An 18,110-nucleotide genomic window follows, 5' to 3' on the forward strand; every position below is an offset into this window, starting at 1 on the left:
ATGAAAGATGTGACCGCCGGAACACCGCGCAGAATCCGAGTCGAGCCCCTCCGGCCGCGTGGCCCGACTGAGCCGCCGTCGCCGTTCACCCTGTTCAACGGGGTACCGGTGCGTGACACGCCCCGCGTGACATCACCCGTGTGACCCTCGTCCTGCTCACGGTCGGTGGGGGTGGCGCCCAACGGCAGGACGAGTGCGGTCGGTCACCGCAAGGGTGGAGTGCCGACATGCTCGCTGACCGGGTCGTGTCCCGACCCGCCTCGAGCCTCGTCGGACCTCTCAGGCACCAGCGGGCAGGAGCCGGACCAACCCGACACAGGTGTCCGGGTCCGCCCACGCCTGGGTCGCCCGCACCCGCCACCGGCCGGGCGGCAAGGACACGGGTGCCTGCTCAGGTACCCCTCCATCGGGGTACACCTCGTTCAGCTCCGCTCCCGGCACAGCGGCGTCCATGAGCACGGCCGGACCGTCCGTCACCCAGGTGCCGCACTCGTCCCACCTCGCGGCCGGATCGGCCAGCACATCCTCAGCCGCGCTCCTCAGGTCGGATTCGGAGTCAGCGGCGAGCCAGCGCAGGAAGGCCCGGTGTTCGGGCAGGTAGCAACTGGTGTCGGGCTCCTCGCCCAGGACCAGCGCCTGCCCGCCGCCGTCGCCCACGGGGAGCACCCCAGCCAGGCCGTCCACCGCACAGGCCCGGTCGTAGTCGTCGGGGACATCCCCTCCCATGAGGACCCCGGTCGTCGTACCGCCGCCCCATGCGGCCAGTGCCGACACGGGGACGACGACCAACGGACCGCCCAGTGACTCCACCCACGTGGGGGAGGGAGGACCCCCATCGGCACGAGGGGCCGGAGAAGCGCTCATACCATCGACTCCCCAATCAGGACCGTGGCCGCTCACAGCTCAACGGCCTTGCGGACCCGTTCCAGCCGCGCCCGGTTCTCCTCCACCCACTCATCCGTGAAACCGATCGGCACGCGCACCGCGATCTGTGTCGAGGGCATGTCGTGCACGGTCATCTCCACCGGATCGTCGGGCACCACTTCCAGCCAAGGGGTGCGGTCGCCCGGGGGCCACTCGACCCGCTCCTCGGCATCGAGCGCGTCCAGGCAGCGCTCCCAGTCGTCCAGGTCCCCGTCCGAGAGCGCCAGTTGGAGACGGCCGCTGACGAAATCGCTCTCCACCACGAGGAGGGCGGGATGATAGCGCTGTGGTTCCGCTGCTCCCACCGTCCAGGAATCACCGCACTCGACCACGACGGCCACGCTCTGCCCGATATCGGAGAACCGGAAGAGCTCCAACGACCGCTTTCCGCTCACTGACGAACCTCCCAGGAGTACCCAACGGACCCGGCCGGCCCCGATCTTTGCTACACCACCCCCAAGACAACCGACGCCCCACCGCCACGCACACCGTGAGTTCGCCCCCACCTGTCAGGGTGAGGTGAGACCGGCGCCCCACAGCAACCCCGCCTGACGCAGGAGCAGAACCAGTACCCCGTATCGCCCATGGCCAGCGGCGGGTCGACGTCGAGGGTCAACCTGCTCCCAGCGGCAACACGCTTCGTCCCCGACGGGGATGCTGCGCCCGGCAGGGGCACCAGGCGCGGCTGACGAGGTCTCGCGGACGGGCGCGCGGCCAAGAGCGCCGGCGCCGTCATCCAGGATGAACTGACGGATAGCGGTGAGACCGTTCCCCACGCAGAGGAGTACACGATGGCGTCTGTGGACGATCTGATCACCCTGCTGCCCCCCGAGGGGCACCCCTCACCGGTCAGGGAAGAGCCACTGAACGTGGACCTGACGTCCGACTTCCGGGAGTTCCTCACCCGCCTCGGCGGCGGCATCGACAAAGATGGACGTTGCGTTGAGCCTCCCTCGCCAGAATTAAGAACACACATTGCCATTTCCACCGGACCGCGATTCTCCGACGCCCCCGCCAGGGCTGATGTTCATATCTGCACGGCAAGCACCTCGCAAGGTGCCATCGGACGCCACCAACCGGCCGTTCATACTCTGTTTGCGCCCTTCAGTTCCGCACTGACACGACACCGGGAGGCACCACACGGCCTCAGGCAGCACGACGGAGAGGCCGCACATGAGGTTCGACCATCCGCTCACCCTGGAGCAGACCTTTCATCCGATTGGACGACGCACCCGGGAACGGGGAAACCCCCGGTCACGCTGGATCTGCACTCCGCATGACCTGCGGTCGGAGGCGCCTTCCCGCTCCTGGTGTGCTCGCCGGTCCCGCACACCCCCACCGTTGCGTCGCCGCCCCCTGGTCCTCCGCGACCCCGATCGACACCCGCTGTCTGGGACGGCTGCTACCGTCCGGCGGTGTGAACGATGGCGTGTACGTAGGCAACGCGGGCAAGGACGCGGCCCTGGACCGAGGGTGGCTCCTCGGACACTTCAAGGACTCAGGCGACCCCCGCCACAGCGAGGACGTGGAGATCAAGTGGGGCGTCCACCCACGCGGAGACACCAGGGCACAGTGGGTGACGGGTGAGCGGCGCACCGCTCTCCTGGTCCTCATCAGCGGACGTTTCCGCGTCCAGCTTCCCCACCGCGACGTCGTCCTCCAGCAGCAGGGCGACTACATCGTGTGGGGACACGGAACCGACCACTCCTGGGTCGCGGAGGAGGAGTCGGTGGTGCTGACCGTCAGGTGGCCGTCCGTGCCCGGCTACGCGGTGACCGCGATGGAACCGTGACCCCCGTCGAAGGTTCACCCAGGAGGACGTGCTCAGGAGGGGACCCGGCACTGACGTCTTCGTGCTCGTCACCCGCCTGAGCGCACCGGGAGCCGCCTTCACGGGCTCCTTCCCCATCGGCTCCGACGAACCCCCACGGTGGAGACTGCTCCTCGTCAGCCCCGCCGCCCTCCCAAGACGAATGACGTCTCGTGCCGGGTTCATTGGAGGCTGGTGGTGTGTCCCGCGTTTTTCGGAGTCGGATTCCTGGATCCTGGGACCACATGACCTCAAGGAGGCGTCGCGGGACGTCGTGGATGCCCCGCCGAGTTCCGCCGCGAGGTCCTGAACCTGGTCGGAGCAGGGCGCGGCGTGGCCGACGTGGCGCGCGATCCGGGCATCAGCACGACACACTTGTGTCGGGTGCGGCGGGAATACACGAACCGAGGGAGGCCCCATGGTCGCTCGCCCGAGCGCCGTTGCTTTCGATGTGCTCGAAACCCTGGTGAACCTGGCTCCGCTCCGCACGCGGTTGGAGGAGATCGGTCAGCCCGCTCAGCTGTTGGAGCCGTGGTTCATGCGTTTCCAGCGCGACTCGATGGCGTTGACCCTTGCCGGGGATTTCGGATCGTTCGAGTCGGTGGCACGGCAGGCGTTGCGCACCGACACCGGACACACCGCCTCCGAGGACGAGATCGGCTACGTGCTGGAGGGGTTCGGCCGACTGCCCGCGTATCCCGACGCCGAACCGGCGCTGCGTCGGCTCTCCGAAGCCGGGCTGCGGATCGGCTGCCTGACCGTCGGCAGCGCGGAGAACACGGCGCTCTGCCTGGAACGAGCGGGCCTGGCGCACCACGTGGACCAGGTGATCACCGCGGAGAAGGCCGGCACTTGGAAACCCGCGCCGTCCGTCTACCGGGTGGCGGCCAGCGAACTCGGAACATCACCCGGCGACATGGCGCTGGTCGCGGTACACGCCTGGGACTGTCACGGCGCCAAACGCGCCGGCTGTCTCGCCGGTTGGTGTGAGCGGTTGGAAGGCCGACACGGTGACGTCTTCACAGCACCTGACGTAAGCGGCGCCGATCTTGTCCAGGTCGCCGAACGCCTGCTGCGGCTGTCCTCCGACTGAGTTCCGCCCAGAGCGTTCCGTTCAGGATGTGATGGGGGTTCTCGCATCTGTCGGGCGGGGAGCGAGGATGAACGGGCGACTGTTTCCCATCGACCGCACCGCACCGTGCGATGGAAGGTGGCCTCCGGCCCGTGGACCCCGTGAGGCGCCATCGGGGGCCACCTCCCCGACACCCGCCGGAGCATATCCCCAGGGCTGTGCCCCGGTCTGCGCCCTGAGCCGCCCCACCCCGCGCCGGAGTCCGCCGGAACGCGGTTCATCCGCACAGATCGCGGGAGGAGCGCGAGGCCGCGACCCCACACTGCGGCAGACCTGACGGGACGACCTGATCACGGTTGGGGCCGGAGACGGACCGAGACCGGGGACACGGCGGCGTGGAAGACCCACCGACCTCACTGGTTGGCTTCGATCAGCCCCCGGGCGCGGCGGAGCAGTGCCTCACGCACGGCGTCGGTGGAGAGCACCCTGAAAGGTGTGCCGAGGCCGAGCAGGTAGTCGACGAGCTGTTCCACGTCGTTGCCGCCGATCTCGACCACCGTGGCACCGGGACCGTCGGGGGCGTGCGCGCCGATCGTGGACGGGACCACGGCCAGGGCCCGGTCCAGGGGAAGCGGGAGCCGAACCGTCGCATACACCGGGTACACGACGCTCGCGATGCCCCGGGAGACCAGCGACGCGGCATCCGGCGGATCGACCAGGTCGACCGGCTCGGCGGTGATCCGCGTCCCCGTCACACGGTCGGCCCGGAACGTACGCCACTGGCCCCGGCCGACGTCGCGGGCGACGAAGTACCAGCGAAGGCCCGTGTGGACGAGGCGGTACGGATCGACGTACCGGATGGTCGAACGCCCCGCGTGGTCCCGGTACGACAGCTCGGTACGCGTCCCGCCGCGGCACGCTGTCGCCAGTTCCAGCAGCCTGTCCGGGCTGATCTGCGGCTCCTCGGACCGCGGGGTGTGCGCCAGGGTGGCGTCGAGTTCGCCCAGTCGGCCGGCCAGCCGCCTCGGCAGGGCCTGTCGGAGCTTCAGAAGGGCCGACAACGCGGCTTGGTCAGCGCCCAGGGCCCCGCTGAGCGCGGCCGACCGCAGGCCGACGGCCACGGCCAGAGCCTCCTCGTCGTCCAGAACCAGCGGGGGCAACCGGGTGCCGGGGCTGAGCCGGTAGCCGCCCCAGGGCCCCGGGGCGGATTCGATGCCGTAGCCCAGATCCCGTAGCCGAGCGATGTCACGCCGGACCGTCCGCTCGGTGACCGACATGTGTTCGGCCAGTTCACCGCAGGTCCGGACCGGTCGTGTGGACAACAGCGACACCAGTCGCAGCAGTCGAGAAGTGGCATGCGTCACGGTCACCCGGTGTGGGGGAAGACCAGGACAGTACCTGTCCGGGTCGCCCTCTACCGTCCCACCATGAGCACAGGAGATACCCCGTCCACCCCCGTGATCCGATTCCTCTCCGTCGACTTCGACTGCCCGGACCCGGCCGAGCTCGCCCGCTTCTATCGCGACGCCCTCGACCTGCCCGTGCTGTTCTCCAGCGACGACTTCGTCCTGCTCGGCCGGGCGGACGCCCCTGGGCTGGGGTTCGTCCGGCAGACCGACTACCGGCCCCCGACCTGGCCCGACCCCGCCCAGCAGAAACAGGCGCACATCGAACTGGGTGTCGAGGACCTGGACGCCGCGCAGGACCGGATGCTGGCCCTGGGCGCCGTGGCGGCCCCGTTCCAGCCGCGGCCCGATGTGTGGCGGGTGCTGCTGGACCCGGCGGGCCACCCCTTCTGCCTCTCCACGCACGGAGTCTGACACCAGGGGCCCTTCGAGCCGAGCCGGAGTCCGTGGCGCGGGATCGGGCGGCTCCTCGTTCTGCGGCGGTGACGACGTCGTCGCGCCCGAGGTCCCGCCTGACGGCGAACCCCAGCCTGTAGACCACGGGGCAGAGCTCCCCGATCGCCCGGGTGAGGGCCGGTGAGGTGTTCGGATCCCTGTGTCCGTCGATCATGAGGTGCCGCCGATCCGGCGCCTCCGCCACCGGGTACCCGGACATCGGGTCCCCGGACTCGGAGGGCGAGTCCCGGCCTTTCCGCCTCCAGGAGGCTCGGTGATCAGGAGGCCCGGTGGGCACGAGAACACCTCACGCGCCGCCTGCGCGGAGGGGGTCCGCGCCCGCTCGGCGTTCCGCGCTCCGGCACACCGGTCGCGCGGGCCGGGTCGGACGAGCGGTCAGACGCCGGGGCGGGCCGCGGCGGGGGACCGCGTGCCGATGTCGGGGTCCGGCACGGCTCTGATCAGCAGCCACGCGATGAACGAGAGTTCCGCGATCGCCGCGGGGGTCATGGCGAACGCTGAGATGTCCGCGCCGAACTCGGGGGCGAGGAGGCGCGCGAACACGTCCGTGAGGTGGCCGCAGCAACCGATCACCAACAGGACGCCCAGCGCCTTGGGGAAGTAGCCGGACCTGACGACCAGGTAGCCCAGCGGCAGCAGCCACAGACCGAAGTACGTCTGCGCGATCAGGTACCCGTCGTGCTGCATCCCGGTGAACAGCAGGGTGAGCTGGTCGGAGGCGGCCGGGCCGAGAGCGTCGGCGTGGCCCTGGTCGGTGGCGACCCTCAGCGCCGCGTTCTGGTTGAGCAGGTTCAGGCTCTGCATCGCGACGCTGACCGCGACGATGGTGACCATCGCGGCGGCGACCAGCTGGTTGACGCGCCTGAGCAGCAGGTACAGGGTCATGGCGGTCAGTAGGAAGGCGGTGGCCCCCACCAGTTCGCTGACGAGCCCGACACGGAACAGGGTGGCCGAGGCGTCGATGTTGTCGGCGGTGGCCCCGGCGTCCCCCGGATCGACGATCCGCGTGTTCACCACTCCGGCGAAGATGGTGAACACGGCGACGAGCAGGTACAGGGCACCCGCGGCCCGCGCGAGCGTCTTCGGTGCGGTCACGGTGTGGTCCTCTCCTGGTGCGCGGAGCCGGGCGGTCGGGCCCGGCGCTGGCGGCCGACGGGCGCTCACGCCGGGCCGCCGGCGTGAGCGAGGGCCGACGGGGTCAGCCGGCCGACGATGGCCGGCGCCTCGTGGACGAGGTCGTCGTTCTCCACCGCCTCGACCATGAAGCGGGCGTAGTCCACGCGGCGGGTCAGGTTGCTCGCGAGGACGGGATCGCCCACGTGCCGACTCCACACCGGCAGCCCCTGGCTGTCGCCCTCCTCCAGGTCGCTGCCGCGCACGACCGTCCACCGGGTGTCGCTGGCGAAGACCCGCCGGCACGCCGCCACCTGGTCGTCCACGTCGACGACACGGGCGAGCTTGGCCAGCCGACCGAACACGGCCGCGTACAGCCTGAACCGCCGGGTGTAGACGTCCTTGCCGTCGCGGGTGATGTGCCAGCCGCAGGAGAACACCAGGCGCGCGCCCGGGGGCGCGTGGTCGAGCACGGCCTGGGCCGTTCCGGAGGCGTAGTGGTGCACCCCCCACGGCACCAGCACCGTGAGCACGGCGTCGCACCCGTCCACCGCCCGCGCGATGACCTCGCGGTCGTCGGTCATGCCGGGGAGCACCGTGATCCGCCCCTCGAACTCGGCGAGCTTGTCCACGCTCTGCTCGCGGCAGACCCCCACGACCTCGTACCCGCGGTCCAGCGCGTGCCGCACCATGTGGCGGCCGAGCTTCCCGGAGGCGCCGACGACGCACATCCTCTTCCCCGTGCCCGGTTTCCCGGTTCCGTCCCTGCTGATCGGTTCCACGGCCCTCTCCCTCGTCCGCCACCGCCTGTCTTACGCCGTAAGGTATATGCCTTGCAGTGTAAGGTTGTCAAGAGTCCGCGTATCCCAGACAGGAGGACCCGTGACCACGGAGCCCGCCGACACACCCCGCCGCGACCCGCTCAGCAGGGAGGCGGTGATCCGCACGGCGGTCGCGCTGGCGGACGAGTCCGGCACCGGCGCGCCGAGCATGCGCGGCCTCGCCAAACGGCTCGGCGTCGAGGCCATGTCGCTGTACCACCACTTCCGCAACAAGGAGGCGATCCTCGACGGCATGGTCGACCTCGTCTTCGGTGAGGTCGAACTCCCACCGGACGACGTCGACTGGCGGACCGCGATGCGACGGCGCGCCTCCTCGCTGCGCGACGCGCTGACCCGTCACCCGTGGGCGATCAGCCTGATGGACTCCCGGACCAGCCCCGGCCACGCGACCCTGCGCCACCACGACGCGGTCATCGGCTGCCTACGCGCGGGCGGCTTCTCGATCTCCGGCGCCGCGCACGCGCTCTCGGTGCTGGACAGCTACGTGTACGGGTTCACGCTCCAGGAGCTCAGCCTGCCCTTCACCTCGTCGGCCGATCTCGAGGACGTGGCGGGCGCCATGCTGGAACGACTCCCCCGCGACGAGTTCCCCCACCTCAGCGAGATGATCGTCGACCGGGCCCTCAAGCCCGGCTACGCCTACTCCGAGGAGTTCGGGGTCGGGCTCGACCTGATCCTCGACGGGCTCCAGCGGCGGCGCGAGAGCCTCTGAGCCGGTGGCCGCGGGACGACCGCGCGATCGGACGACGGAAAGGGAGCCCCCACCATGACCGGACGCCTCCTGCGGGTGGGACCGGTGATCGTCGACGTCGTCGCCGCGGCGTCGTCTCACGGCCCGTCGCCCACCTCGCGCAGGACCAGCTCCCCGGCGTCCGGGAAGCCCCGGAGGAGACGCTCCCGGTGAGGCCCCAGCTCGGCTCCGCCGCGGCGGAGCCAGTCGGCCGTCAGGGAACGGAAGGCGGCCTCCCGCCGCCGTCCCGGGAGGGCGCCCGCCGACAGGATGTCCCGTCCGGCCCCCTCCAGGGCGCGACAGCACGCCGCCAGGGGAAACCCGGCGGCCTCCCGGGGGTGGCGGGCCGAGCGCATCCGGATCATGGCCCAGGCCGCGAAGGTCGCCGCTCCACAGGTGGAACCCGCCAGGTCCCCCCACGGCGCGGGGCGCTCCGACAGACCGCCGCGGCGGAGCGGGAACAGCGCGCCGACCCGGCGGGCGGGTCCCGGCCGCCGCTCGGGGCCGAGCAGCGCGTCGATCCGGTGTCCGGCGGCCGCGCCCTGCTCCACCATCCACGCGCGGCGTTCGGGCCCCAGCCGCGCCATCCACTCCAGGACCGCCCGGGCACGCCGTTCCCGCTCGTTCCCGGACGGGCCCGTCGCCGCCCGGAACAGGGGGAGGGTGCCGTTGTCCCACACGTCGGCCGCGGTCCTGACCGTCCGGCGGTCGAACACGGGGGCGGAGGCGGCGTCGGCGATCTGGGTGAGGGACCGGTCCAGCAGGGCGCCCAGGGCGGCGAGGGCCGGTCCGGGAGGGGCGTGGCGCACATCTGAGATCCTGCCACCCCTCCCGGCGCGACCCTCCCTCGGGGGTTCAGTCCTCCCGCATGCCCTGGAGGGCCTCCTCGACGCGGTCGAGGGTGTGGTTGGCGTCGGTGTAGCCCGCGACGGTGTTCTTCCCCGCGAGGTAGTCGCGCCCGTTCCGGACCGCGGGGAGCTCCTGGTACAGGGTGGTCGCCTGGAGGAGGTCCGCCATGAACGCGTTGACCTCGCCGCGCAGGTTCGAGTCGACGAACAGGACGGCCGCGTCGCCCACGACCGACCCGAGCCGCTCGTTCGAGACGACGGCCTCAGGCTCCGCCTCGTCGGCGACGGTGGCGTTCTCCTGCTCCGACCAGGTGAAGCCGAGCGGCGTCAGCAGGGTGCCGCTCATGTTGTCCTCACCCCACCGGACGGCCGTCGTGACGCCGCCGAACACCGCGGTGAGCGCCACCCCAGCGAGGGTCATGGGCACGGGGGTCGCCGGTCCGCGGCCGGTGGACGACAGCGACAGGACGGCGACCGCCGCGAAGGCGGCGCCCGCGAGGGCGGGGCAGACGAGCACGCCGACCGTGGCCGCCGACCCGCCGAGGACCGCCAGGGCGCCGACGAGGATCGCGCGGTCGTGCGCGGACCACCGGTCCCCGGCGGCGCCCGGCAGGTGGACCGGCCGGCCGTGGGCGACCCGCCCGGCCGTGTACGGGGCGGCGTCGCCGGAGACGGCGAGGGTGCGGGCGTCGGCGGCCACGGGGAGCTTGGCCAGCGGCTCCAGCACGTACTGGAGCAGGTCGGCGGCGCGGTCCTGGTGGGCGGTGTCGAGGTCGGGCACCCAGTACCTGACGCTCTCCACGGGGTGGAGGGGCGCGCTCACCGGTCCACGTCAACGGGACGGCGGGCCGGAGGGGCGGACCCGCCGTCCGGTCGCGGACCGCACCGTCAGAACAGGCCGCGCTCACCGGCGATCGCGTCGATCCACTCGTGGAGGGTGCCCGCGATCGCCTCCGGGTCGGTGGACTCGTGCTCGATGCTCAGGCGCAGGAGCGTGTCGCCGCCCTCGCCGAACAGGACGCCGGGCTTCTTGTCCAGCTCCAGCACCACGTCCATCCCCTCCTCGTCGGTGAGGAAGGTCAGTTCGAGCGACTCCAGGCCCTCGTACTGCCCGGCGCCGGTGTACTCGAACTCCTGGTAGAAGGGCAGCTTCTGGCGGGTGCCGGGGATCTCGGCCTTCTCCAGGTCGACGTCCTTGAGCTCGAAGCCCAGCGCGTGCAGGGCCGCCAGGACCGCGACCTGGGCGGGGAGCGGCTCGATGAGCAGCGGGTCCACGTCCTTGCGGTCCAGGGCGTTGTCCACGTGCAGGCGCGTGTTGAGCCCCACCCCCTCCAGGAAGTGGTGGCCGTCCACCGCGGTGATGGGCGCCTCCATGGGAATGGTCAGCTCGAAGGCGACCTCGAACTCCTGCTCGGGCTCCAGCTCGAACGCCTCGTCGCTGACGACCTGCTCGGCGACGACCACGTCGATGGTGTACTCGCCCGGCTGCTCCTCGCCCTCGGAGTCCTCGTACTCGTACTCCTTCTCCACGGTGGCGCGCAGTCCGACGCTGATGCCCTCCACGGTCTGGGCGACGTTGCCGCCGGTGACCTTGATCGTGCCGGTGACGGTGCCGCCCGGGGTGACGGTCTCCTCGTCCAGGGTGGTCTCCACCGTGGCACCGCCGATGCCGACGCTGGCGAGCATGCGCTTGAAGATCACGGGGCGTCTCTTTCCTCGGTCCCGCCACCCCGGGCGCCGGGGGAAGGGGGTGGTGGACCCGTACGCGGGTGGATGGGGTACCGGCGCCGTGTTCTAGGACGCGGTGGGCTCGGTGCGGGTTTCCCGCCGTGCGCGGAGATTCGTGCCGGACGGGCTCACGGCGGTCCGTCCGGGTGGGGGAACGCGAGGTGGGGAGCGGGGCGGGAAGGCGGGAGGCGGGTGGTGGTGGGGGGTCGGGATACGGGCGCCGGAGGTGGGGGTTGAGGGTGGTGGGGCCGCGGGTCGGGGCACACGGCGCCGCCGGGCCGATGACAGCGCCCCCGAATCAATGGTCTCCCGGCGTGCGGCGCGCGGGCAACGCACGGTTCACGGCCTGTGGACGGCACGCGGACGCGCACCCGCGCGCGGAACCCCGGGAGCGCCGAGCCCGTGGACGGACCCCCGGCAGGTGCGCCAGGATCGGCGGATGATCATCATGGAACCGGTCCTGGAGATCCGTCCGTCCGACGGCTTCGCCCTGTGGCCGGTCGGCGGCTCCGCCCCCTACGGCTTCCTGCCCCTCGACGGCGCGCTCGATCCGGCCGGGATCGGCTCGGCCGTGATGAGCGTCGCCGACGACAACGACGTCGGCAGCTCCGAGGACCGTCCGACCCGCCCCGAGGAGTCGCCTGACGGATTCCTCCACGGGCTGCTCACCTCGGACGGCCCCGTCACGCCCGGCGGGCTGCGGGTCACCGACACCGCGAGCGGCACCACGCTGGTCCCCGGGTGCTGCGCGGGACTGGAGACCTGGCGGGAGTGGTGCGGACTCCCCGACGACCCCGGACCGGTCTGCCTCGGCCACGACCCCTCCCCCTCGCCGAACGCGTCGGAGGGGACATCCGGTTGACCGTCGACACCGCGCGGGAGGGCGGTCCGGTGATCGAGCTGCCCGTGGCTGCGCTCCGAACGCTGCTGGCCGGAGTCGCCGTGCCCGCACGACCACGGAAGCCGGCCCGGCCGGGGCGGCCGGACCGGCTCCGTCACCGGGCGTCAGGCACCCGGGGTGAGCATCAGACCAGGTCGAACCGGTCGGCGTTCATCACCTTGTTCCACGCCGCGACGAAGTCCGCCACGAACTTCTCCTTCGCGTCGTCGGAGGCGTACACCTCGGCCAGGGCGCGCAGCTCGGAGTTGGAGCCGAACACCAGGTCGACGCGGCTGCCGGTCCACTTCACCGCACCGGACTCGTCCGTGGCCTCGAACGTCTGCGAGGTCTCGGAGGTCTCACCGGTCGGGCGCCACGTGGTGCCCAGGTCGAGCAGGTTGACGAAGAAGTCGTTCGTCAGCGCGCCCGGCTTGTCGGTGAGGACGCCCAGGTCGGAGTTGTCGTAGTTGGCGCCCAGCACCCGCAGGCCGCCCACCAGGACGGTCATCTCGGGCGCGCTCACGCCGAGCAGGTTGGCCTTGTCGAGCAGCAGGTACTCGGCCGGGAGGCGGTTGCCCTCGCCGTAGTAGTTGCGGAAGCCGTCGGCGACCGGCTCCAGGTAGGCGAACGACTCGACGTCCGTGTGCTCCTCCGTGGCGTCCACCCGGCCCGGGGTGAAGGGCACGACGATCTCCTGACCGGCGGCCTTGGCGGCCATCTCGACACCGACACCGCCGGCGAGCACGATCAGGTCCGCGAGCGAGACCTTCCTGTCCGAGGAGGCGTTGAACTCCTTGGCGATCTCCTCGAGCGCGCCCAGCACCTCGCGCAGCTCGGTCGGGTTGTTGACCTCCCAGTCGATCTGCGGCGCCAGGCGGATGCGGGCGCCGTTGGCGCCGCCGCGCTTGTCGCTGTCACGGTAGGTCGACGCCGAGGCCCACGCCGTGGACACCAGCTGGGCGACCGACAGGCCGGACTCGGCGACCTTGGCCTTCAGCGTGGCGATCTCCGCCTCGCCGATGACCTCGCCCTCGCGGGCGGGCAGCGGGTCCTGCCAGATCAGCGTCTCCTCCGGGACCTCCGGGCCGAGGTAGCGCACCTTCGGGCCCATGTCACGGTGGGTCAGCTTGAACCAGGCGCGGGCGAACGCGTCGGCGAACTGGTCGGGGTTCTCGTAGAAGCGGCGCGAGATCCGCTCGTAGACCGGGTCGAAGCGCAGCGACAGGTCCGTGGTGAGCATGGTCGGCTTGTGCTTCTTACCGGCCTCGTGGGCGTCGGGGATGATCTCCTCGGCGTCCTTGGCGACCCACTGCTTGGCGCCGGCCGGGCTCTCGGTGAGCTCGTACTCGAACTCGAACAGGTTCTTGAAGAAGCCGTGGCTCCACTGCGCGGGCGTGGTGGTCCACGTGACCTCCAGGCCCGAGGTGATCGTGTCGTTGCCCTTGCCGGTGCCGTGGTTGTTCTTCCAGCCCAGACCCTGCATCTCCAGGCCGGCTGCCTCGGGGTCGGCCTCCAGGTTGCTGTCCGGGGCGGCGCCGTGCGTCTTGCCGAAGGTGTGGCCACCGGCGATGAGGGCGACGGTCTCCTCGTCGTTCATGCCCATGCGGCCGAAGGTCTCGCGGATGTCGCGGGCGGCGGCGATCGGGTCCGGGTTGCCGTTCGGGCCCTCCGGGTTGACGTAGATCAGACCCATCTGGACGGCGGCCAGCGGCTTCTCCAGCTCACGGTCGCCGGTGTAGCGCTGGTCGTCGAGCCAGGTGGTCTCGGGGCCCCAGTAGACGTCCTCGTCGGGCTCCCAGACGTCCTCGCGGCCACCGCCGAAGCCGAAGGTCTCGAAGCCCATCGACTCGAGCGCGACGTTGCCCGCGAGGATCATGAGGTCGGCCCAGGAGATGTTCTGGCCGTACTTCTTCTTGACCGGCCAGAGCAGACGGCGGGCCTTGTCCAGGTTGACGTTGTCCGGCCAGCTGTTCAGCGGCGCGAAGCGCTGCTGACCGGCGCTGCCGCCGCCGCGGCCGTCGTGCGAGCGGTAGGTGCCCGCGCTGTGCCACGCCATGCGGATGATGAGCGGGCCGTAGTGCCCGAAGTCGGCCGGCCACCAGTCCTGGGAGGTGGTGAGGACCTCGGCGATGTCGGCCTTCACCGCGTCCAGGTCCAGCGCCTCGAACGCCTTGGCGTAGTCGAACTCCTCACCGAGCGGGTTCGCCACGGCCGGGTTCTTGGCCAGGATCTTCAGGTTGAGCCGGTTCGGCCACCAGCCGCGGTTGCCGCCGCCCTCGGTCGGGTGCGGGGCCCGACCGTGCGCGACCGGGCAACCGCCAGCCTTGGCGGCTTCGTTGTTTTCAGACATGGAGATCCTTCCAACGTTGGGAGGAGGCGAACAGGATGATTCACGAACCGTGTGTGCTCGAGCAGTCGGGGCACAGACCCCAGTAGACGACCTCGGCCTCGTCGACCGAGAAACCGTGGTCGTCGGAGGCGGTCAGGCAGGGCGCGTGGCCGACGGCGCAGTCGACGTCGGCTATGGCACCGCATGACCGGCACACGATGTGGTGATGGTTGTCCCCGACCCGGGTCTCGTAGCGGGCCACGGAGCCCTGCGGCTGGATGCGTCGCACCAGACCCACGCTGGTCAGTGCTTTGAGCACGTCGTAGACGGCCTGGTCGGACACCGTGCCGAGGTTCTCACGCACGACACCGATGATCGACTCGGTGTCCGCGTGCGGGTTGTCGTGCACGGCCGAGAGCACAGCCAGCCGAGGGCTCGTCACCCGCAGAGCGGACTCGCGCAGCATTCGCTCGAAATCCGAAGGGGTTGGCATGCTCAGTAGTCTGGCTCGTTTTCTGGAGTAAGTCAAATGATGTGGTGAGTCTGACCTGACTCGGGGCAGCGCCGCTCCGCCACCCCGGACGCGGCACGCGCGGAGCGGGTGGTTTGATGACCGCATGGCCCCTCCCCCACGGATGACGCGCACCCTCGCCCCCGCCGCGGCTCTGTCCCTGGTCTGGTTCTACGAGGGCCTGTGGTGCAAGGTCTGGCCGGGCCGCGCCGACCACCGGGCGATCATCGCCGACCTGCCGCTGCTGCCCGAACCCCTGGTCACCCCCCCTCATGGTGGGGATCGGTCTGGTGGAGGCCGCCATCGGGCTGTGGGTCCTGTCCGGTCGTCGGCGGTACGCGGCCGCGGCCGTCCAGACGGCGCTCATCGGGGTGTTCAACCTCGGCGGGCTGCTCCTCTCCCCCGCCGCCATCGACGAACCCGGGCGGATGCTGACCGCCAACCTGGCGATCGTCGCGCTGGCCTGGGTCGTCGCGGCGCGAAGCGCCGAGGCCCGGTCATGACCGGCACCCCCTGGTCCGCCGGGCGCGTCCTCGCCCTTCCCGGGCGCGGCCCCCGTCTGCTGTTCGGCCGGATGTACGAGGACCCGCGCGTGGAGGAACGCGTCTTCCCGGCCGCCCCCGCCCGTGTGCTGTGCGTGGCCTCGGCCGGGGACACCGCCGCCGCGCTGGCCCGCGCGGGGTACGACGTGACCGCGATCGACGTCAACCCGGTGCAGCTGGCCTACGCCCGCGCCCGTGTCGAGGAGGGCGCTCCGGCGGCCCGGGGCAGCGCCGAGCTCATGCTGGCGGCGGCCCGGCGGACCACCGCCGCCGCGCTTGTGTCCTGGCGCCCCGACGCGCTGCGCGCCTTCCTCGACCTGGCCGACCCGCGGATCCAGTCCCTGTGGTGGCGCACCCGACTCGACGGCCCCGGGCTGCGGCTGCTCATGGGGGCGGCCCTGCGTCCGGTCGGGGTGCTCGCCGCGGCCCTGGCCCCGGGCTTGCGCCACGCGGTCCCGGCCCGTTTCGACACCGAGCTGCGCGCCCGGATCGCCCGCGTCGTCGCCCGCCACCCGAACGCGGACAACCCCCTGCTCGCGGCGCTGCTGACCGGACGCGCACCGGAGCCGCCCCCGGACGGCCCGTCCCCCGCCGACGGAGTGCGGTTCGTGCTCGGTGAGATCACCGAACACCTGGAGTCGGTCCCGGCCGGAAGCTACGACGCGGTGACCCTGTCCAACGTTCTGGACGGCCCCGGGCCCGCCTACCGCCGGCGGCTGCGCGCCGCGGTCGAGCGCGCGGTACGGCCGGGCGGGACCGCCGTCCTGCGCAGCGTGGGTTCGGCGGAAGGCGCGGCCGCCGTCCGCGCGGAGGCCGAACGCTGCCCCCTGTGGGGAAGCCTGTACGTCACGACCGTCGGAGGGACGGCTTGAGGATCCGGGAACACCCCCTGCCCATGCGCGCGCACTTCACCGACTCGTTGGTGCTCACCTACGCGTTCCCGCCGCGGGTCCTGCGTCCGTTACTCACCCCCGGCCTGGAGTTGGACACCTACCGCGCGCCGGACGGAACCGAGTACGGCTTCGCGGCGGTGGCCGCCGTGGCCCTCCGGGACCTGCGTCCGGCCTTCCTGCCCGCGTGGACGGGTGCGGACCAGGTGATGACCGGCTACCGCGTCTTCGCGCGACTGCCGGTGGAACGGGCGAGGACCGAGGGAGGACCCCGCACCCTCCGGGGCCTGCGCATCCTGCGGAGTCAGACGTCGAGCCGGGCGCTGGCCGCCGTGGGCGCGCTGCTCACCCGCTACCGGTACGAACGCGCCGTGCTCGGGACGCGCCGGACCGGCGACCGGTGGGAGGTCGCGGTGCGGTCCGCCGACGGGCGGGCCGACCTGCGCGTCAGCGCCGACCTGGGCGGACCGGCCGCACCGCTGCCCGAGGGCTCCCCCTTCGCTACGTGGCGGGACGCCCGGCGCTTCGCCGGGCCGCTGCCCCACACGTTCGAGCATGACGAGCGCGGCGGCGACGTGCTGGTGGTCAAGGCGTTGCGGACGAACTGGGAGCCGCGCCCGGTGTCGGTGGACGTGGAACGGTTGACCTTCTTCCGCCACGGCCCCTTCGCGGGGACCCGGCCCGTCCTCGCCAACGCCTTCCACGTCGCGGACGTCGACTACGGCTGGCACCGGGGTCGGCGGATGACCCCGGCGGGGAGGCGGGGATGAGCCGCCGCGGGGACCGCCGGCGGCGCCCGTCCGGGGCGCGGCACGTGGTCGCCTACAACTGGCCCCTGTACCTGGCGGGCGGCGCGGTGGCCGTCGGCGGGGCGCTGGTCGCCCCGCGGCTGCGGGGGATCGCCCGCGCGGCGGCGTGGACGGCCGGGGCCGCCGCGTCCTGGTGGACCGCCGCCTCCCTGGTGGCCTCCCACGTCGTCTACGACCGGTCGCCGCTGCACGGCTGGGGGTGGCTCGCCTCGGACCTGGCGCGGGCGGGGCGACCCGCCGACCCGGGCGACCACCTGGTGGTCTCGTCCGGTCTGGACGAGGCGAGCGAGGTGATCGGCGCGCTGCACCCCGGGGGCGGGCAGACCGTCGCCGACCTGTACCACACGCTGCCCGTCGTGGAGCCGTCGCTGCGGCGGGCGCGCCGCAGGGTTCCGCCGCGCCCGGGGTCGGTGGCGTGCGCGGCGAACGCGCTGCCCGTCCCGGACGCCTCCGTGGACACGGTCATCGCCCCCTTCGCGCTGCACGAGCTGCGCGCGGCGGCGGATCGGGAGGCGGCGTTCGGCGAGGTGGCGCGGGTGCTGCGCCCGGGAGGCGCACTGGTCCTGGTCGAGCACTGCCGCGACGCGGCCAACATCGCCGTCTACGGCCCGGGGGCCGGGCACTTCATGCCGCGCGCCCGCTGGTTGCGGGCCGCGCGCGGCACCGGGCTCCGGCTCGCCCACGAACGGCGGTTGGGCGGCTTGGTCACGGTGTTCGTCCTGGTGGGGCCGGAGCGGTGACCGCCTGGGTGTTCTCGCTCCAGGGCCAGGTGCACCTGGTGGGGGCGGTGCTGGTGGCTCTCGGCGCGTTCCACCTGGTGCTGCCCCGACTGATCGGCTGGCCCGAGCAGGTGGCGCGGATGGCGGCGCTGCCCCGGCAGGTGGCGGGGGCGCACTTCTTCTTCATCGGCCTGACCTGCGTGCTCCTGGGCGCGCTGCCGCTGCTGCTGGCCCCGGAGCTGTTGGCCGGGGGTCCCCTGGCACGCGCGCTGCTCGTCGCGGAGACCGTGTTCTGGTCCCTGCGCTGGCTGTTCCAGTTCGCCTACTTCTCCCCCGCCCTGTGGCGGGGGGACCCGCCGCGCACCCTCGCCCACGCGGGGTTCTGCCTGCTGTGGACGTGGGTGGCCGGGGTCTTCGGACTCGCACTGCACGCGACCGTCTGATCCCGCCCGGCACGGACCCGCGCACGCGAGGAGACTCGGGGCCCGAGAGGGCGTCGGT

Annotated in this window: 19 protein-coding genes and 1 pseudogene; 10 read left to right on the plus strand and 10 right to left on the minus strand. The window is 72.1% G+C overall.

The annotated features are described in order from the left end of the window. Positions 1 to 279 precede the first annotated feature (279 nt). Entirely contained in the window at positions 280 to 864 is a 585-nt protein-coding gene (locus DVR05_RS05410) for an Imm21 family immunity protein (protein ID WP_116244700.1), read from the minus strand. Positions 865 to 896: 32 nt separating this feature from the next. Continuing rightward, entirely contained in the window at positions 897 to 1,319 is a 423-nt protein-coding gene (locus DVR05_RS05415; RefSeq protein ID WP_116244701.1) for a DUF5959 family protein, read from the minus strand. Positions 1,320 to 2,341: 1,022 nt separating this feature from the next. Here DVR05_RS05415 and DVR05_RS05420 point away from each other — a divergent pair. After that, complete coding sequence (locus DVR05_RS05420) at positions 2,342 to 2,716, plus strand: signal peptidase I (protein WP_116244927.1); 375 nt, start codon at positions 2,342 to 2,344, stop codon at positions 2,714 to 2,716. Between the two features lie 436 nt (positions 2,717 to 3,152). Next, positions 3,153 to 3,827 (plus strand): haloacid dehalogenase type II, encoded by a 675-nt coding sequence (locus tag DVR05_RS05425; RefSeq protein ID WP_116244702.1) that lies wholly within the window; start codon positions 3,153 to 3,155, stop codon positions 3,825 to 3,827. Between the two features lie 392 nt (positions 3,828 to 4,219). On the opposite strand, the gene DVR05_RS05430 is transcribed toward DVR05_RS05425, so the two are convergent. Beyond that, positions 4,220 to 5,176: a helix-turn-helix transcriptional regulator gene (locus DVR05_RS05430; protein WP_369974499.1), complete on the minus strand. Its 957-nt coding sequence runs from the start codon at positions 5,174 to 5,176 to the stop codon at positions 4,220 to 4,222. 57 nt (positions 5,177 to 5,233) lie between these two features. Here DVR05_RS05430 and DVR05_RS05435 point away from each other — a divergent pair, with 57 nt between their 5' ends. Next, positions 5,234 to 5,626 (plus strand): VOC family protein, encoded by a 393-nt coding sequence (locus tag DVR05_RS05435; protein WP_116244703.1) that lies wholly within the window; start codon positions 5,234 to 5,236, stop codon positions 5,624 to 5,626. Between the two features lie 417 nt (positions 5,627 to 6,043). Here DVR05_RS05435 and DVR05_RS05440 read toward each other — a convergent pair whose 3' ends face one another. Continuing rightward, positions 6,044 to 6,763, minus strand: a complete 720-nt coding sequence (locus tag DVR05_RS05440) for a DUF4386 domain-containing protein (RefSeq protein ID WP_116244704.1) — start codon at positions 6,761 to 6,763, stop codon at positions 6,044 to 6,046. Positions 6,764 to 6,828: 65 nt separating this feature from the next. After that, on the minus strand, positions 6,829 to 7,563 hold the full coding sequence (locus DVR05_RS05445; protein ID WP_232831998.1) for an NAD(P)-dependent oxidoreductase: 735 nt from the start codon (positions 7,561 to 7,563) through the stop codon (positions 6,829 to 6,831). A gap of 100 nt (positions 7,564 to 7,663) precedes the next feature. Between DVR05_RS05445 and DVR05_RS05450 the strand changes: the two genes are divergently transcribed. Then, positions 7,664 to 8,335: a TetR/AcrR family transcriptional regulator gene (locus tag DVR05_RS05450; protein ID WP_116244705.1), complete on the plus strand. Its 672-nt coding sequence runs from the start codon at positions 7,664 to 7,666 to the stop codon at positions 8,333 to 8,335. Between the two features lie 116 nt (positions 8,336 to 8,451). Here the strand turns inward: DVR05_RS05450 and DVR05_RS05455 are convergent, their stop codons facing one another. The 3 genes from DVR05_RS05455 to DVR05_RS05465 all read right to left on the minus strand — a co-directional run bounded on the left by DVR05_RS05455 (position 8,452) and on the right by DVR05_RS05465 (position 10,902). After that, complete coding sequence (locus DVR05_RS05455) at positions 8,452 to 9,162, minus strand: hypothetical protein (RefSeq protein WP_116244706.1); 711 nt, start codon at positions 9,160 to 9,162, stop codon at positions 8,452 to 8,454. A 46-nt stretch (positions 9,163 to 9,208) separates the two neighbouring features. Continuing rightward, positions 9,209 to 10,024, minus strand: a complete 816-nt coding sequence (locus DVR05_RS05460) for an iron chelate uptake ABC transporter family permease subunit (protein WP_116244707.1) — start codon at positions 10,022 to 10,024, stop codon at positions 9,209 to 9,211. Between the two features lie 65 nt (positions 10,025 to 10,089). Further along, positions 10,090 to 10,902, minus strand: coding sequence for a sporulation protein (locus DVR05_RS05465; RefSeq protein WP_116244708.1), 813 nt, complete (start codon positions 10,900 to 10,902; stop codon positions 10,090 to 10,092). A 466-nt stretch (positions 10,903 to 11,368) separates the two neighbouring features. On the opposite strand from DVR05_RS05465, the gene DVR05_RS05470 reads away from it, so the two are divergent. Next, positions 11,369 to 11,791, plus strand: coding sequence for a hypothetical protein (locus tag DVR05_RS05470; RefSeq protein WP_116244709.1), 423 nt, complete (start codon positions 11,369 to 11,371; stop codon positions 11,789 to 11,791). Positions 11,792 to 11,954: 163 nt separating this feature from the next. Here DVR05_RS05470 and katG read toward each other — a convergent pair whose 3' ends face one another. Further along, positions 11,955 to 14,159 (minus strand): catalase/peroxidase HPI, encoded by a 2,205-nt coding sequence (katG, locus tag DVR05_RS05475; protein WP_116244710.1) that lies wholly within the window; start codon positions 14,157 to 14,159, stop codon positions 11,955 to 11,957. 40 nt (positions 14,160 to 14,199) lie between these two features. Beyond that, positions 14,200 to 14,631 carry a Fur family transcriptional regulator gene (locus tag DVR05_RS05480; RefSeq protein ID WP_116244711.1) on the minus strand — a complete coding sequence of 144 codons (432 nt, stop codon included), beginning with the start codon at positions 14,629 to 14,631 and terminating at the stop codon, positions 14,200 to 14,202. Positions 14,632 to 14,906: 275 nt separating this feature from the next. Between DVR05_RS05480 and DVR05_RS05485 the strand changes: the two are divergent. The 5 genes and pseudogenes from DVR05_RS05485 to DVR05_RS05505 form a co-directional block, all read left to right on the plus strand. After that, positions 14,907 to 15,152, plus strand: a pseudogene (locus DVR05_RS05485) (DoxX-like family protein); the annotation flags it as partial. Then, complete coding sequence (locus tag DVR05_RS05490) at positions 15,149 to 16,063, plus strand: DUF3419 domain-containing protein (RefSeq protein WP_116244713.1); 915 nt, start codon at positions 15,149 to 15,151, stop codon at positions 16,061 to 16,063. The pseudogene DVR05_RS05485 and the gene DVR05_RS05490, both read left to right, overlap by 4 nt. Beyond that, entirely contained in the window at positions 16,060 to 16,851 is a 792-nt protein-coding gene (locus DVR05_RS05495; RefSeq protein ID WP_232831999.1) for a DUF2071 domain-containing protein, read from the plus strand. The genes DVR05_RS05490 and DVR05_RS05495 overlap by 4 nt, the downstream gene beginning before the upstream one ends. Further along, a complete protein-coding gene (locus DVR05_RS05500) occupies positions 16,848 to 17,630 on the plus strand; it encodes a class I SAM-dependent methyltransferase (protein WP_232832000.1) in 783 nt (260 codons plus the stop codon). Before DVR05_RS05495 ends, DVR05_RS05500 begins: the two co-directional genes overlap by 4 nt. Beyond that, positions 17,627 to 18,052, plus strand: a complete 426-nt coding sequence (locus DVR05_RS05505; protein WP_116244715.1) for a hypothetical protein — start codon at positions 17,627 to 17,629, stop codon at positions 18,050 to 18,052. Before DVR05_RS05500 ends, DVR05_RS05505 begins: the two co-directional genes overlap by 4 nt. Positions 18,053 to 18,110 lie beyond the last annotated feature (58 nt).

This window comes from Nocardiopsis sp. FIRDI 009 (assembly GCF_003386285.1).
GTDB lineage: Bacteria > Actinomycetota > Actinomycetes > Streptosporangiales > Streptosporangiaceae > Nocardiopsis.

Coding starts and splice junctions, on each gene's coding strand:
- katG (WP_116244710.1), bottom strand. CDS start 14,159: ATGTCTGAAAACAACGAAGCCGCCAAGGCTGGCGGTTGCCCGGTCGCG.
- DVR05_RS05410 (WP_116244700.1), bottom strand. CDS start 864: ATGAGCGCTTCTCCGGCCCCTCGTGCCGATGGGGGTCCTCCCTCCCCC.
- DVR05_RS05470 (WP_116244709.1), top strand. CDS start 11,369: ATGATCATCATGGAACCGGTCCTGGAGATCCGTCCGTCCGACGGCTTC.
- DVR05_RS05435 (WP_116244703.1), top strand. CDS start 5,234: ATGAGCACAGGAGATACCCCGTCCACCCCCGTGATCCGATTCCTCTCC.
- DVR05_RS05480 (WP_116244711.1), bottom strand. CDS start 14,631: ATGCCAACCCCTTCGGATTTCGAGCGAATGCTGCGCGAGTCCGCTCTG.
- DVR05_RS05425 (WP_116244702.1), top strand. CDS start 3,153: ATGGTCGCTCGCCCGAGCGCCGTTGCTTTCGATGTGCTCGAAACCCTG.
- DVR05_RS05500 (WP_232832000.1), top strand. CDS start 16,848: ATGAGCCGCCGCGGGGACCGCCGGCGGCGCCCGTCCGGGGCGCGGCAC.
- DVR05_RS05490 (WP_116244713.1), top strand. CDS start 15,149: ATGACCGGCACCCCCTGGTCCGCCGGGCGCGTCCTCGCCCTTCCCGGG.